The following is a 14,124-nucleotide window of genomic DNA, read 5'->3' on the forward strand; positions in this document are numbered from 1 at the left end:
GTTCGGCCGCCCCAATGCCCGGATTTGGTGCGATATGAGACCCATGGAGCCCGGTCACCGGTCGTCAAAGGTGGTCGCCCGCCCCACGCTGGGACCGCAGCCCGGCGACGCGAAGCACGCATTGCGCCTCCACACCGCCTCCCCCTCCCGATAGTTGCCGCGGTTTTAAGCGCGGCCGGGCGCCTGTCAAGGCGCCCCCACCACCCCGGGACAGGCCACCTGTCGAGGACCGGTCCACCGCGCCTTGACAGGCGACCGGCCGCGCGGACAATCCCCAATCGGGAGGGGGAGATGGCCGCCGCCGACATGCAGGTCCGGGACGGTGCATGGTCTTCGACGTCCACGCCCCAACGACAAGCCCACCCCGGCAAGCCCGGGCTACTCCGCCTGATCCACCAGCCCCGCCCGCAATCGCTTGAGGTGCTGTCGCGTCGTCACCGCTATCACCAGCAGCGCAGGCAGCACGCCCACCGCCTGTATCCATGCCACCGACATCAGCCAGCGGGCCTCCGCGATCGCCCCGTCGATCTTGACGTCCGCGGGCACGCGAGCCGGCTCCCCCATCGCGATCACCATCCGCTCGAACCACGTTCCTACGAGCACCAGGAACATCGGGACGGCGAGCCATATCGGCCGGATCATGGTGCGCCGCGCCTCCCGCGTCCATGGGGATGCGTGGCCGGCGGCCGTCGACGAAGCGGCTCCGTTGCGTCGTCTCCTGAACGGAACCACGGCAGGGGCCGACGAGCCGTACCACGCTTCCCGGTTCCGGGTCACGAGCACCGCCCACCAGGCGATGAGGGCGCATGCGCACAGCGTCGTCCCCATCACCAGCAGGTCGGCCGTCCTCGCGTCCACGCTGGGTTCCGGGGCGAGATCCCACCGCGCCTGCAGAGTCGTGCGTTCGCTCGCCTCGTCGATGCGGGACGCCAGCTCGGCGCGCCAGGACCGATAGGCCCTGTAGACGTTCAGGTTCGCGAGAGCCACTGCCAGCCACGCCGCGGCGGCGGCCGCGGCGATGATCCGCATGCGCTTCGGGGTCGCGGGCCTCGGCGGCGGAGGGACCACCACCCAGCCGGACGGCCCTCGGCGCCACGACGCTCCTTGCGGCGTCCACGCCGGGCGTCCCTGCGGCTCCCCGGTCCCGTGATCCGACACGTCCACCCCCGCCTCGAAGCCCCCTCTCAGGCAAGGATCCTGACGCCCATTCATACCCACCAGCCGGTTGACGCCTTCGTGCGCCAACCGTCACCGTCCCGCGATCCCCCCGGCCGCCGAGAAGGCCGCCGTCGCGAAAGGCGACGGCGCCGCAGGCCCCTGAGCGGGGGGCCTGCGGCGCCGTCGTGGTGGGCCGCCTGGCGGTGCGGCGTGGTGTGGCGGCCCCGGCGGCGGCCGGCGGTCAGCCGCCGATGGTCCGCAGCACCGCGTCGGCCATCACCCGTTCGCCGGTCGCGTTCGGGTGGAACGGCACGGCCGGGGAGCCCGGCAGGGTGCCTTCGATCCAGCGGTCGGCGGAGCACACGTCGTGGCCCTTGGTCGGCGTGAGGGTGTCGACGTACGCCGCGCCGTTCGCCGCGGCCGTGTCGGCCAGCATGGTGTTGAGCCGGCCGAGGATCCCGCGCAGGTACTCGACGTCCCCGACGGTCACCGGCTGCTTCAGCAGGCAGTCCCACGCGTCGTCGGGCAGCACCGACGGGTAGCCCACGAGCACGATCTTGGCGTGCGGCGCCTTCGCGTGGATCTGCCGGATGACGGACGCGATCTGCGGCGCCGCCCCGTTGATGCGGTCGACGAGGGTGTCGTGCCCCCACGTCCAGGACCAGCTGCCCCAGTCCCAGTGGCCGTCCGCGTAGTGGTCCTTGCACGGGGTACCGAGCGGGTTGACGACCGCGCCCGCGATGCACGTCGCGATGACGTCGCCGATTCCGAGGTCGGACGTGCCGAGGTCGTTGCCGCCGATGCCGAGCGTCACGAGATCCGTGTCGGCCGAAACGGCGTTCAGCTGTGCGTCGTTGACCTTGATGAACGCGTCGTATTGGTCCTCGTTCATATCGGCGACCTTGGCCGCCGCGCAGGTGACGTCGCGGTAGTTGGAGACGCCGAGCGAGGCCGCGACGAGGTGCCCGTAGTTGTGGTCGGAACGCAGGCACAGCCCCGCCGACTGGCTCGGCACGCCGGCGCCGGCCGCGTACGAGTCGCCGAGCGCGACGTAGTTCCGGTACGCGGCCGAGCCGGCCGCGTCGGCGGCCGCGACCGGTCCGACCAGCGCGGACGCCGCCGCGAGGGCTATGGCGCCGAGCAGGACGGTGGTGCGCTTGCGGACGGATGTGAGCACGGTTCCTCCCGGGGGCGGGGAACGGGGCGGGACGGAGCGGGCATGCGGCGGAGCGACTACCGGCGAGTAAGTTACTTCCAGGTAAACGAGGAGTCCAGTAATTCGACACGCGAATTCGCAAAGATTTCCTCGCAGTTCGCCCGAGCCCGCCCGACGGGATTCCGCTCCGCTCCGGAGCGAATCGGATTACGCATTTCGCGCCACGGCGGAGCGAAAAGGAAATCGCGGGATGCGGAAATTCGCTGGGGCGCACGGGAGTTCCGGCGGAGTCCGGCCGGAGTTCCGGGCCGAGTTCCGGGCCGAGTTCCGGGCCGAGTTCCGGACGCGGCCGATCCGGCGTCCCGACGGTTGGTCGGGGCGGCTGTTCCGGCGGGGTGTCCGCACCATCCCTTCGACGTCCCCGCCTACGCTGGCGCGATGGGAATCACCGAGTTCGCCGCGATGGCGCGGGAGAGGCTGGCGGCGTTCCGCCCGGCCGAGGTGGCCGCCGGGCGGCGGGCCGCCGTGGTGCTGTGCGTCGTCGAGCGGGAGGGCGCACTGTCGGTGGTCGTCATCAAGCGCGCCTACCGGGGCCGGAACGCCGGGCAGTGGGGCCTCCCCGGCGGCCGTGTGGAGGACGGGGAGACCGCCGTCGCGGCCGGCTTGCGCGAACTCGCCGAAGAGGTGGGCCTGGAGCTTCCGCCGGACGCGGTGCTCGGCCGGCTCGACGACTTCCCCGCCGCGTCCGGATTCGCCATCACCCCCATCGTGGCGTCGACCGCGGACCCCGCCAGGCTCGTCCCCAACCACGAGGTGCACGCCGTCCACCTGGTCACACTGGACCGGCTCGCCGCCGACGACACGCCCTACTGGGAGCCGCAGCCCACCGGCTCGCCGCTCCTCCAGATGCGCCTCAAGCCCGACATGACCATCCACGCCCCGACGGGCGCCATGCTCTGGCAGTTCCGCGAAGTGGTCCTCCTCGACCGGCCCGAGACCCGTGTGGCCGACCTCCTGCAGCCTGACTGGACGCGGTACTGAACCGCCGGGCGCACTGGGCCCTTTCGGGCGGCATGGCGCTGACCGGACGTCCGGACGGGCCGCCGCTCGTCCCGGCCTCGGGCGGCGACCCGGCGGCGTGGCTGACGCGTGAGCTCGGCCGGTTCCGGGAGACCGCCGAGCGCTGCGGCCTGCCGGCCACCGCCGCCGGGCCGCTCCCGGACTGCCGCCTGCTCGGCGAGCGGGCGGCTCTCGGGGGCTTTGTGCGGCAAGGGCGTTCGTCGCCCGGCGGGGCCTTCCGGCTGATGCGCGCGGGTGACGGCGGGTGGCTGGGAATCAACCTCGCGCGGGCCTGCGACGCCGCCTCCGTGCCGGCTCTGACCGAGGGCGCCGTGGCCGAGCCTTCGCTTCGGGATCGCGACTGGGCGCCGCTCGAAGCCTGGGTCGGCACCCGCACCGCACGGGAGGTCTGCGAGCGGGCGCTGCTGTTGGAGATCCCGGCGGCCCGGGTTCCGGACGATCCGTCGGTTCCCCGACAGGACAGTGATGTTCCGATCGCCATCGGACCTCGCGCCCAGCCGCCCGCGCCCGGCGTGCCGCCGCTGGTCATCGACCTGTCCGCGCTCTGGGCCGGTCCGCTGTGCGCCCACCTGCTCGGGCTCGCCGGCGCCAGCGTCGTCAAGGTCGAGAGCACGCGACGGCCGGACGGCGCGCGGTTCGGGCCGGCCGCGTTCTACGACCTGCTGCACGCGGGACATGCGTCGGTCGCCTTCGACTTCGCGAATCCGGATGAAGTCGTTCTGTTGAAAGCCCTGTTGGCCCAGGCCGACATCGTCGTCGAAGCGTCGCGGCCACGGGCGCTCGCACGGCTCGGCATACGACCCGAGGATGTCGCCGCCCGTCGGCCCGGGCCGACCTGGGTGTCGGTCACGGCGTTCGGACGCACCGGCCCCGGGGCCGACCGGCCCGGCTTCGGCGACGACGTCGCCGTGGCGGCGGGCCTGTTCGCGCGGGACGCCGACGGAACGCCGCTGGTCTGCGGCGACGCCCTCGCCGATCCGCTGACGGGCGTGCGGGCCGCCGTCGCCGCGCTGAACGCCTACGCGGGCGGCGGCGGGGTGCTGCTCGATGTGGCGATGTCCGATGTGGCGGCAGAGGCGGCGGCGTTCTCCGGCGGCAGTGGGCGGACCGCTGAACCCGCTTGTGCAGCACCACCGTTCGCCCGTTCTCCCTCCGCTGCCGCCCGCCCGCTCGGCGCCGACACCGACGCCGTCCTCAAGGAGTTCGATCTACGGTGACCGACTCCCCCAGCCCCCGCCTCGTACTGCGCGACGTCGAACTGGACGGCGTGCGCCGCTGCGACGTCGCGATCGCCGACGGGCGCATCGCCGAGATCTCTCGGGCGCCCGGCGACATCGCCCCGACGGCCGCGGACGAACTCGTGGACGGGCGCGGGGGTGCGCTCATCTGGGGTCTCGCCGACCACCACACCCACCTGCACGCGCTCGCGGCCGCCATGGCGTCCGTCTCCTGCGGCCCGCCGAAGGTCACGACCGCCGACGCGCTGGCCGACAGGCTGCGCGACGCCCTGCCGGGCGCCGACGGCTGGGTGCGCGGTGTCGGCTACCACCCGTCCGTCGCGGGCGAGTTGACGCGGGACCGTCTCGACGCGCTGCGCCCTGACGTCCCCGTCCGGATCCAGCACCGCAGCGGCGCGCTCTGGTACGTCAACTCGGCCGGCCTGCGCGCACTCGGCCTGGAAACCGAATCCGCGTCGGTCCGCCCCCTGCCTCCCGGCGTAGGCACCGACCGCGACGGCCGTCCCGACGGACGCCTGTGGGACCTCGACGCCTGGCTCCGCGAGCGCATCCCCTCCCGGCTCCCGGACCTCGCCGAAGTCGGATGCCTGTACGCCTCGTTCGGTGTCACACACCTCACCGACGCGACGCCTGACCTCCCCGACGACAGTGTGCGCCACCTCGGCGAGGCTTCCCGCACCCGTTCGTTGCCGCAGGCGCTCACTCTCCTCGGCCTGCGGCCCGGCTCGTCCGTGTGGCGGGAAACACGCGACGGGCGCGTGCACTTCGGGGCGTCGAAGATCCACCCGCCGGACCACGACCCCTGGCCGTACGACCGCCTCCTCGCCCGCGTCCGCGAGCTCCGGGGCGAGGAGTACGCCAACGCGGTGGCCATCCACTGCGTCACGCGCGAGTCTCTGGTGCTGGCCCTGGCCGCGCTCGACGAGGCCGGCCCGCCGATGGTCGGCTTCGACCGGATCGAACACGCCGCCGTCGTCCCGGTCGAGCTGATCCCGCGTCTCGCCGCCAAGCGGCGCATGGTCGTCACACAGCCCGGCTTCGTCGCCGAGCGCGGCGACGCCTATGCGGCCGAGGTGGACCCGGCCGACCTGCCCGACCTGTACCGCTACCGCTCGCTCATCGAGGCGGGTGTGCGCGTCGGGCTGTCCAGCGACGCCCCGTACAGCGACCCCGACCCGTGGCGGATCCTGCGCGCCGCCCGCGACCGCACTACACCGTCCGGCCGCGTGCTCGGGCCGGACGAACGGGTCACGGCCGCCACCGCCCTGAACAGCCTGACGAACCGAGGCCGTCCCTCCGCCCGTCCGCCGATCCCGTTCGAGGCGGGCTTCGTCGCCGACCTGTGCCTGTTCCACACACCGCTGGCCGCGGCGCTCGCCGACCCCCGTCGCGACCTCGTACGCATGACCATCTGCGCCGGCCTGATCGCCTACACGTCGTCCTGACCGTCCGTCACAGCACCGAGCACCGAGCACCGGGAGGAGTTCGGCCTCCTCGTAGGCGAAGTGCGCCTCGAGTCCGGCGGCGACGGCGTCCAGCTCGGCGACGAGCGGCGCGGGGTCCGCGCCGCCGCGTTGGTTCCGCTCCATCGGGGAGGCGCGCCGTCGGCTTGCGAGCCGGCCGGCTGTGCTGCGGGCGGCCCGAAGCGTTGCGGCGGGGACTGCGCCTGGCTGCCCCTGCTCGGTCTGTTCCGTGGCCACGGGCTAAGGATGGGCCGCACCGTCCCGGGGCTGCACCGCTGTCGGTGGCCTCCCGCCCCTCCCGCTTTCGATTTTCGCGCGGCCGACCCGCGCGTCAAGCCGCAGCATGGCCAACGCTGTTGAAGGCGGCCTGTCCCGTGCTTCAGGGGGCGGCTTGACCCGCGGGCCGTCCGCGCTGAACATCCTTGGCACCTGCGGGAGGGGCGGGAGGTGTGGCGCCGCTCCCTCGCTTCGCGTCGCCGGGCTGCGGTCCCAGCGTGGCGGGCGCCCGGCGCTGCCGGTCGGTGTCGGCCGGGTGCCGGGACGGGTCGCGCCGCCGGGCCGCGGTCGCCGACCTCTCACCTCTCACTGACAACGGTTTTCAAAAGAACCAGATGGCAACATGTGGCCATTTGGTTCTTTTGACGCAAAGCCAATAAGGGATTCGGCGCCCTAATGCCCGATTTGGTGCGATATGAGAACCGGGAAGCGCGGTCACCGGTCGTCAAAGGCGGTCGCCCGCCCGCCCCACGCTGGAACCGCAGCTCGGCAACGCAACGCACGCACTGCGCCTCCACACCGCCTCCCCCTCCCGATAGTTGCCGCGGTTTTAAGCGCGGCCGGGCGTCTGTCAAGGCGCCCCCACCACCACGCGACAGGCCACCTGTCCGTGGAAGATCCACCGCGCCTTGACAGGCGACCGGCCGCGCGGACAATCCAAAATCGGGAGGGGGAGATGGACACCGCCGGCAGACAGGCCAGGGGACCGTGCATGGCCGACGATCTCCACGCCGCAACGACCGAGGCCCGCCCCGCACATGCCGGCACGCTCGCACACCGACGGCGCGCCGCCGCAACGGTCCAGACCAACCCACCCCCGCTCAGGCGTACATCGCCCGTAGGTCGCGGGCGTCTCGGACGAAGTCACGGCATTGGCGGGTCCACAGCAGGTATGTGTCGGCGTCGACGTTCTTGGGGCCCGGGCCTTCCGCGACCCACTGGTCCCAGAGGCCGCCCTCGGTGAGGTAGCGGGAGGCCCGTTCGGTGTGGTGGTTCGCGTCCAAGAGCATGAGGGCGCCGAGAGCCCAGGGCTGGTCGGAGAGGATCTTGGGCTGCGCGAGGTAGTGGTCGAGATACGCCGTCAGCAGTTCGGCGTCGGCCGGCTCGCCGAAGAGGGCCAGGGCTGTGCAGTGGCCCTGGCCGGCGCCGGCGTACTTGCCGGCGAGGAGTTGCTCGCCGAGGCGTTCCCGGTACGCGGTGCGGCCGTCCACCGCAACGAGCCAGGCCGCGACCGCCCGCTCGCGCCAGCCCCAGGCCAGCAGGGTGTCGAGGTCCGCGTCGGTGATCGCGGCGGCGTCCTGGGCCAACGCCAGGCCGAACTCGGCGCGTTCGGTGCCGGGCGTGCCACCGATCGCGCACCTGGGCAGCTTTATGTGCCGGTCCTGGACGTAGTACCGGCTCAGCCGGTTCGCCTCGGGTGTGCCGTAATCCTCGAGCATCACCGCATCGTGGACCGGCGGCGCCGGCCCGGCCACCGGTTTACGCCGCTCCGGCGCCGCTCCGCCCCGCCACGGCGCCCGCACCGCATCGCATCGCACCCCACCGCACCGCACCCCACCGCACCCCACCCCACCCCACCGCCAGCGTGCCCACTCCGCCCCGCGCCGCCCCGCCGGCACCCCCGCGCCGCTCCGCTCCGTCGGGCGCGCCGACGGCGCTCCCCGTCAGTACGTCTCCAGCGGGTTCGCGGCGACGCGCTTGGGTCCGCCGCCGGTTGCCCAGGCCGCCGCCGCGCTCGCGGGCTTGCGGTCGGCCTGGTCGCATACGAGGCGGGTGAACTCCGCGCCGAAGCCCAGGCGCGGCACGCGGCGCATCAGCGCGGCGGTGAAGTCCGGGTCGACGTCGCCCAGGCCGGTGGCGGAGACGTCGATCGAGGTGCCGACCTGGAGCAGGTGGCTCTCGGCGTCCTCGTCGGCGGTGACGTCGTCGCGCATGTGGCGGACGATCAGCTCGGCGGCGCGGTCGCGGCGGGCGAGGTCCCAGCCGAGTCCGGCCGTCAGCACGCGGGCGACGTGGCCGCCGGCCTCCTCGAAGGGGAGCGTGTGGCTGTCGAAGGCCGGCGTCAGGCCGAGGTCGTGCAGCAGCGCGGCGACGTAGAACAGCTCCCGGTCGAAGGCGATGCCGCGGGCCTCGGCGTACGCGGCGCCGAAGAAGTAGGAGCGCAGCGAGTGGTTGGCCAGCGCCGCGTCGGTGTACTCCGCGCACACCGCGAACGCCGCCTCCGCCGCGCGACCCTCGGCGGCCCGCACGCCCGCGATCTCGGTGATGAACTCGGCCACGACCCCACTCCTCGCTCTCCGGCCGCCCCGTCGGCGGTACGCCCAGCCTAGGAGCCCACCGGGGCCGCCGGCCCCCGTCGCCGACGCCGCGCGGCCCACAGATCGCGCCACACGTCCAGGACTCCCCCGTCACCCCCGCGGCGGCCCGCCAATAGAGTGCTGGCGTCCCCGCACTCATCCGCGGCGCGGCCCGGCTCTGGCGCCGAGCGCTCCGCGGGAGCCGACCTAGGAGCAACCGTGTCCGACCAGGCGTCCGCGTCCGTGCAGCAGGAGATCGCCCGGGATCTCCAGGTGGGCGCGTCGTTCGACGCGCTCGAGGAGATCGAGCGCCGGGTGGCCTTCCTCGCCGGGCAGCTGACGTCGTCGGGCCTGCGCTCCCTCGTGCTGGGCATCAGCGGCGGGGTGGACTCGATGACGGCGGGCCGGCTGTGCCAGCTCGCGGTCGAGCGGGTCCGGGAGACCGGGCAGGACGCCACCTTCTACGCCATGCGCCTGCCGTACGGCACGCAGGCCGACGAGCACGACGCCCAGCGCGCGCTCGAGTTCATCCGCGCCGACCGGGTCCTGACCGTCGACGTGAAGCCGGCCAGCGACGCCGCGCTGGACGCCTCGCTCGCCGGCGGCACCGTCTTCCGCGACGCGCGCCACCAGGACTTCGTGCACGGCAACGTCAAGGCCCGCCAGCGCATGATCGCCCAGTACGCGGTGGCCGGCGCGCACGACGGCCTGGTCGTCGGCACGGACCACGCCGCCGAGGCGGTGTCGGGCTTCTTCACCAAGTTCGGCGACGGCGCCGCCGACGTCGTGCCGCTGACCGGCCTGACGAAGCGCCGCGTGCGCGGCGTCGCCGAGGCCCTGGGCGCTCCCGCGGACCTGGTCTTCAAGGTCCCGACCGCCGACCTGGAGACGCTGGACCCGGGCAAGCCGGACGAGGACGCGCTCGGCGTCACCTACGACGACATCGACGACTTCCTCGAGGGCAAGCCGGTCGCCGAACCCGCCTTCGACGCGATCGTCCGCCGCTACCGCCTGACCGACCACAAGCGCCAGCTGCCGATCGCCCCCTGACGGGGGAAGCGGACACACAGGACGGGCCCGGACCCCTGGCACACACAGCCAGGGCCGGGCCCGTCCCGCGTCAAGGCACTACGCCAGCGACAGCGCCGCCAGGGCTCCGTTCACGATGGAGCCCGGGAGCAGGTCGTGGAGGCCGTACAGGTCCTCGATGCGGCCGGTCTGGCCGAACTGGTCGACGCCGAGGGGGACGCACGGGACGCCGAGGGCGGAGCCGAGCCAGGCCAGCGTGTGCGAGGCCGAGTCGTGGACGGTGACGACCGGGGCGCGGTCGGGGAAGGCGCTGCGGAGGACGCCCGGCGCGGACGGGGTCGTCGCCGTCCGCACGCCCTGCCGGAGCGTGCGCTGCCACCCCGCGTACAGCCGGTCGGCGGAGGTGATGTCGACGACGTGCGCCGCGATGCCCTCCTCGCGCAGTTCCTCGGCGGCGAGCAGGACCTCCGGCAGGACGGCGCCGCACGAGGCCAGGTAGACGCTGGGCGCGTCGGCCAGCTCGGCGGGCGCGTCGAGGAGCCGGTACGCCCCGGCCAGCACCTGCCGCCGCAGCACCGCGTCGCCGATGCGGGCGCGGGCGGCCTCGAACGGCGACTGGTCGATGGGCCGCGTGGTGAGCCGGAAGTAGTAGGAGCCGTTGTCGGGGTCGACGCCCTGGTCGGGCCCGGCGGCGATGCGGCCGACGGCGTCGCACAGCAGCCAGTCGAGCGCGGTGCCGTACGCGGGTTCGATGAGCGTGGTGCCGGGCAGTTCGAGGCCGATCGACGCCGTGATCGTCGACTGGTGCGCACCGCCCTCGGGGGCGAGCGTCACACCGGACGGCGTGCCCGCGATGATGAACCGCGAGCCGGAGTAGGTGGCGTGGATGAACGCGTCGAGCCCCCGGCACACGAACGGGTCGTAGACGGTGCCGACGGGGATGAGCGGCTGCCCCGACAGGTCGCCGGCCAACCCGAGCTGCCCCAGCAGCAGGAACAGGTTCATCTCGGAGATGCCGAGCTCGATGTGCTGCCCGCTCGGCCCCTCGACCCACTTGAGCGCGCCGTCGGCCGACCAGGCGCGGCGCACGGCGGGCGCGAAGACGCCGGTGCGGTTGATGAAGCCGGCGAGGTTGGTCGAGGTGGCGACGTCCGGCGCGGTGGTGACCAGGTACGGCGCGAGCGCGGGGTCGCGGGACAGGTCGACGAGCACGCGTCCGAAGGTCTCCTGGGTGGAGACCGGCTTGCTCATGCGCTGCCCGGTCGCGTTCGGCACAGCGACGCCGAGCGGCCCCGGCTTGGGGTCGCGGGCGAGGTGCTCGCGGCGCTGCGCGGCGAGGATGCCCTCGGGCGTCGCCGGGTCGAAGCGGTCCCATTCGGTGCCGGGCGTGAGCCCGAGCTCGGCGCGCAGGTCGGCGACCTGCTCGGTGGTCAGCAGCGCCGAGTGGTTGCGCGGGTTGCCGGCGACCGGCAGCCCCCAGCCCTTGACGGTGTACGCGAAGACGACGCTGGGCCGGTCGGTCTCGGCGTCGCAGGCGCGGTACGCCTCGAGCAGCGCCCCTATGTCGTGGCCGCCGAGGTCGGTGACCAGGTCGCGCAGCTCGGTGTCGGGGATGCCGGCCAGCGCCTCGGCGACCCCGGCGGGGGCGCCGTCGAGGAACGCGGCGCGCACGGCGGAGGCGTCGAGCCCGAAGAGGGACTGGTACTGCTCGTTGGGCATGGCGTCGAGCCAGCCCTTGAGCGCGTCGCCGCCGGGGCGGGCGAACGCGGCCTGCAGGCGGCGCCCGTACTTGACCTCGACAACGTGCCAGCCGGCGGCGGCGAACTGGCCGCGCCACTGGTCGATGCGCACGCCCGGCACGACGCGGTCGAGCGACTGCCGGTTGAAGTCGACGATCCACATGACCTTGCCGAGCCCCTGCGTGGCGGGGTCGGCGATGGCCTCCCAGATGTTGCCCTCGTCGAGTTCGGCGTCGCCGAGCAGCGCGATGAACCGGGCGGCGGGGCGGGGCCCGAAGTGCGCGTCGACGTACCGCCGGGTGGCGGCGGCGAACAGCGGGGCGGCCGCGCCGAGGCCGACGGACCCGGTGGAGAAGTCGATCCACTCGCGGTCGGGGTCCTTGGTGCGCGACGGGTAGGACTGTAGTCCGCCCTTGGCGCGCAGCATCGTCAGGTACGACCGGTCGAGGTTGCCCAGCAGGTACTGGATGCCGTGGAACACGGGCGAGGCGTGCGGCTTGACGCTGATCCGGTCGGGCCCGTCGAGGTGCGCGAACCACAGCGCGGTCATCGCCGAGACGAGCGACGCGGACGAGGCCTGGTGGCCGCCGACCTTGATGCCGTCGGTGTTGGGACGGTCGTGGTTGGCGGCGTCGACGATGCGGGTGGCCAGCCACAGGACGCGTCGCTGGACGGCGTCGAGGACGGCCGGTTCGATGCCGAGCGCGCCCGCGGGGTGGTCGGTGGCGGCGTGCCGGACAGCGCTGTCGTGCATCGTTCTCCTCGCCGGTTCGGGGGTCGGGGGCCTGCCGGGACGGCTCCGGGGCCTGCCTGCACCGGACCGGACCCAGACCCTACGCGATCGTCTCAGCATGCGATACGTGGGACCGGTCTGTCACGCGCCGCCCCCCGCCCGAGATCAACGATCTTCGCAGGACACCCGCTTCAAGACACCGGCTATCGGACGCCGAACACCGCTTGGCGACGACTCCCCTCGCTTATCCGGGACACCGGCCCACCGCGGGCCCTATACCGTCGACCCATGCCCCGCTCGGCCGCAACGCCCCGCCCCATCAGCATCGACGGCGCCGACTACGCCTGGCACGTGCGCTGGTCCGGTGACCTCACGCTGAGGCTGCGCGTGTGGCGCGGCGACGTGCCGAGCGGACGCAGGCTGCACGTCGACGTCGAGTTCTTCGACCTGTCGCTGTACTGGCCCATGGTCGCCGGGGCGCCGCCGGAGCGGCGGGACCAGCTCCCCGTCCAGCCGGTGACCCCGGGATTCGTCGCCAAGGCCGTACGCGCCGCGCTGGCGGCCGGCTGGGACCCGTCGGACCGGAGCGCCGGGCCCGGCGCGTTCGACACCCCGTGGCCCGAGCCCGTGCGGGCCGACGCGGATCCACTGCCCGCGCCGGAACCCCTCCGCTGACCCTCTCTGGTCACTTGCGGGTGAAGATCACGTGGGTGACCCCGCTCGGCGTGCTGACCGACTCGATGTCGAAGCGCTCGTCGAGCCCCTCGGCGCCGTCCCACAGCCGCTCGCCGCGGCCGAGGAGGATCGGCACGACGACGATGTGCATGTAGTCGACGAGGTCGGCGGCGAGGAACTGCCGCAGGACGTCGGTGCCGCCGCCGATGCGCACGTCGAGCCCGCCGGCCGCCTCGCGGGCCTGGCGCAGCGCCTCCTCGGGCGTGGCGTCGATGAAGTGGAAGGTGTTTCCGCCCTCCATCTCCAGCGTCGGGCGCGGGTGGTGGGTGAGCACGAAGACAGGAGTGTGGAACGGCGGGTTCGGGCCCCACCAGCCCTCCCACGACTCGTCCTCCCAGGGGCCGCGCTGCGGGCCGAACTTGTTGCGGCCCATGATCTCGGCGCCGATGCCGGGCTCCCAGCCGGCCGCCATCGCGCCGTCGACGCCGCGCAGTCGGCCGATCGGCCCGGCGCCGACCTTGAAGAACCACTCGTGCAGCCGCTTGTCGGCGTGTCCGAACGGTTTGTCGAGGCTCTGGCCCTCACCGGTGCCGAAGCCGTCGAGCGAGACGGAGAAGTTGTGGACGCGTACCAGCGACATGGCCGACCTCGTTCCCTCCGAGCCTGGTGATTGCATTTTGCAATCACCGTGTGGACAGTGACAGTAGACTCAGTGCTTGCGAAATGCAATCACCTGGAGGGGACATGCGCGAAGGCCCGCGATCCGGCTGCCCGATCAACGCGGCGGTCGAGGCGCTCGGCGACCGCTGGAGCCTGATCGTGCTGCGCGACGTGATCTTCGGCGGGCGGCGGCACTTCCGCGACCTGCTCACACACTCGCAGGAGGGCATCGCGTCCAACATCCTCAGCAGCCGCCTCAAGGCGCTCGTCGCCGGCGGCCTGCTCACCCAGGAGGAGGCCGGTCGCGGGCACCGCGCGACCTACAGCCTCACCGAGGCCGGCATCCAGACCGTCCCGATCCTGGCCGCACTCGGCACCTGGGGCCTGCGGCACCGCGACACGACACCGGAACTGGCCGTACGCGCACGGGTACTGGACGAGGGCGGGCCGGAACTGTGGGCCGACCTGATGGACGAACTGCGCGAGCAGCACCTGGGCGTCCCGCGGCCGCACCCGGAACGGCCGCTCGCGACGCGGCGGTTGCGTGAGGCGTACGAGAGCGCGGTGGCGTCCGCGAAGGCCGAGGCCGCGGTCTGAACGGGCGGGAGCCGTGCCCGACC

12 protein-coding genes are annotated in these 14,124 nt (G+C 73.4%); 6 read left to right on the top strand and 6 right to left on the bottom strand.

The annotated features are described in order from the left end of the window. Positions 1 to 378: 378 nt before the first annotated feature. Both QI554_RS06145 and QI554_RS06150 read right to left on the bottom strand, forming a co-directional pair. Entirely contained in the window at positions 379 to 1,029 is a 651-nt protein-coding gene (locus QI554_RS06145) for a hypothetical protein (protein ID WP_281466722.1), read from the bottom strand. Positions 1,030 to 1,399: 370 nt separating this feature from the next. Continuing rightward, complete coding sequence (locus QI554_RS06150; protein ID WP_281466724.1) at positions 1,400 to 2,335, bottom strand: SGNH/GDSL hydrolase family protein; 936 nt, start codon at positions 2,333 to 2,335, stop codon at positions 1,400 to 1,402. A gap of 417 nt (positions 2,336 to 2,752) precedes the next feature. Here QI554_RS06150 and QI554_RS06155 point away from each other — a divergent pair, with 417 nt between their 5' ends. The 3 genes from QI554_RS06155 to QI554_RS06165 are packed head-to-tail and all read left to right on the top strand — an operon-like array spanning position 2,753 to position 6,077. Next, the gene (locus QI554_RS06155) at positions 2,753 to 3,355 is read left to right on the top strand and encodes an NUDIX hydrolase (protein ID WP_281466726.1); all 603 of its coding nucleotides are present in this window, start codon (positions 2,753 to 2,755) and stop codon (positions 3,353 to 3,355) included. Positions 3,356 to 3,387: 32 nt separating this feature from the next. Then, entirely contained in the window at positions 3,388 to 4,611 is a 1,224-nt protein-coding gene (locus QI554_RS06160; RefSeq protein ID WP_281466728.1) for a CoA transferase, read from the top strand. Beyond that, positions 4,608 to 6,077 (top strand): amidohydrolase family protein, encoded by a 1,470-nt coding sequence (locus QI554_RS06165; RefSeq protein ID WP_281466730.1) that lies wholly within the window; start codon positions 4,608 to 4,610, stop codon positions 6,075 to 6,077. Before QI554_RS06160 ends, QI554_RS06165 begins: the two co-directional genes overlap by 4 nt. Positions 6,078 to 7,192: 1,115 nt before the next feature. Here QI554_RS06165 and QI554_RS06170 read toward each other — a convergent pair. Further along, positions 7,193 to 7,810 (bottom strand): DUF6000 family protein, encoded by a 618-nt coding sequence (locus tag QI554_RS06170; protein ID WP_281466732.1) that lies wholly within the window; start codon positions 7,808 to 7,810, stop codon positions 7,193 to 7,195. A 225-nt stretch (positions 7,811 to 8,035) separates the two neighbouring features. Further along, positions 8,036 to 8,650 (bottom strand): HD domain-containing protein, encoded by a 615-nt coding sequence (locus QI554_RS06175; RefSeq protein ID WP_281466734.1) that lies wholly within the window; start codon positions 8,648 to 8,650, stop codon positions 8,036 to 8,038. Between the two features lie 237 nt (positions 8,651 to 8,887). Between QI554_RS06175 and nadE the strand changes: the two genes are divergently transcribed. After that, positions 8,888 to 9,718 carry an ammonia-dependent NAD(+) synthetase gene (gene nadE, locus QI554_RS06180; protein WP_281466736.1) on the top strand — a complete coding sequence of 277 codons (831 nt, stop codon included), beginning with the start codon at positions 8,888 to 8,890 and terminating at the stop codon, positions 9,716 to 9,718. A gap of 78 nt (positions 9,719 to 9,796) precedes the next feature. On the opposite strand, the gene QI554_RS06185 is transcribed toward nadE, so the two are convergent. Next, the gene (locus QI554_RS06185; RefSeq protein WP_281466738.1) at positions 9,797 to 12,190 is read right to left on the bottom strand and encodes a transketolase-like TK C-terminal-containing protein; all 2,394 of its coding nucleotides are present in this window, start codon (positions 12,188 to 12,190) and stop codon (positions 9,797 to 9,799) included. Positions 12,191 to 12,457: 267 nt separating this feature from the next. Here QI554_RS06185 and QI554_RS06190 point away from each other — a divergent pair, with 267 nt between their 5' ends. Next, a complete protein-coding gene (locus QI554_RS06190) occupies positions 12,458 to 12,844 on the top strand; it encodes a hypothetical protein (protein ID WP_281466740.1) in 387 nt (128 codons plus the stop codon). A 10-nt stretch (positions 12,845 to 12,854) separates the two neighbouring features. Here QI554_RS06190 and QI554_RS06195 read toward each other — a convergent pair whose 3' ends face one another. Continuing rightward, positions 12,855 to 13,484: a dihydrofolate reductase family protein gene (locus QI554_RS06195; RefSeq protein WP_281466742.1), complete on the bottom strand. Its 630-nt coding sequence runs from the start codon at positions 13,482 to 13,484 to the stop codon at positions 12,855 to 12,857. Between the two features lie 104 nt (positions 13,485 to 13,588). On the opposite strand from QI554_RS06195, the gene QI554_RS06200 reads away from it, so the two are divergent. Then, a complete protein-coding gene (locus QI554_RS06200; protein WP_281466744.1) occupies positions 13,589 to 14,101 on the top strand; it encodes a winged helix-turn-helix transcriptional regulator in 513 nt (170 codons plus the stop codon). Positions 14,102 to 14,124: the final 23 nt, after the last annotated feature.

Origin of the sequence: Yinghuangia seranimata, assembly GCF_029953285.1 — a bacterium.
Classification (GTDB): domain Bacteria; phylum Actinomycetota; class Actinomycetes; order Streptomycetales; family Streptomycetaceae; genus Yinghuangia; species Yinghuangia seranimata.

Coding starts and splice junctions, on each gene's coding strand:
- QI554_RS06145 (WP_281466722.1), bottom strand. CDS start 1,029: ATGCGGATCATCGCCGCGGCCGCCGCCGCGGCGTGGCTGGCAGTGGCT.
- QI554_RS06155 (WP_281466726.1), top strand. CDS start 2,753: ATGGGAATCACCGAGTTCGCCGCGATGGCGCGGGAGAGGCTGGCGGCG.
- QI554_RS06160 (WP_281466728.1), top strand. CDS start 3,388: ATGGCGCTGACCGGACGTCCGGACGGGCCGCCGCTCGTCCCGGCCTCG.
- QI554_RS06170 (WP_281466732.1), bottom strand. CDS start 7,810: ATGCTCGAGGATTACGGCACACCCGAGGCGAACCGGCTGAGCCGGTAC.
- QI554_RS06185 (WP_281466738.1), bottom strand. CDS start 12,190: ATGCACGACAGCGCTGTCCGGCACGCCGCCACCGACCACCCCGCGGGC.
- QI554_RS06190 (WP_281466740.1), top strand. CDS start 12,458: ATGCCCCGCTCGGCCGCAACGCCCCGCCCCATCAGCATCGACGGCGCC.
- QI554_RS06195 (WP_281466742.1), bottom strand. CDS start 13,484: ATGTCGCTGGTACGCGTCCACAACTTCTCCGTCTCGCTCGACGGCTTC.
- QI554_RS06200 (WP_281466744.1), top strand. CDS start 13,589: ATGCGCGAAGGCCCGCGATCCGGCTGCCCGATCAACGCGGCGGTCGAG.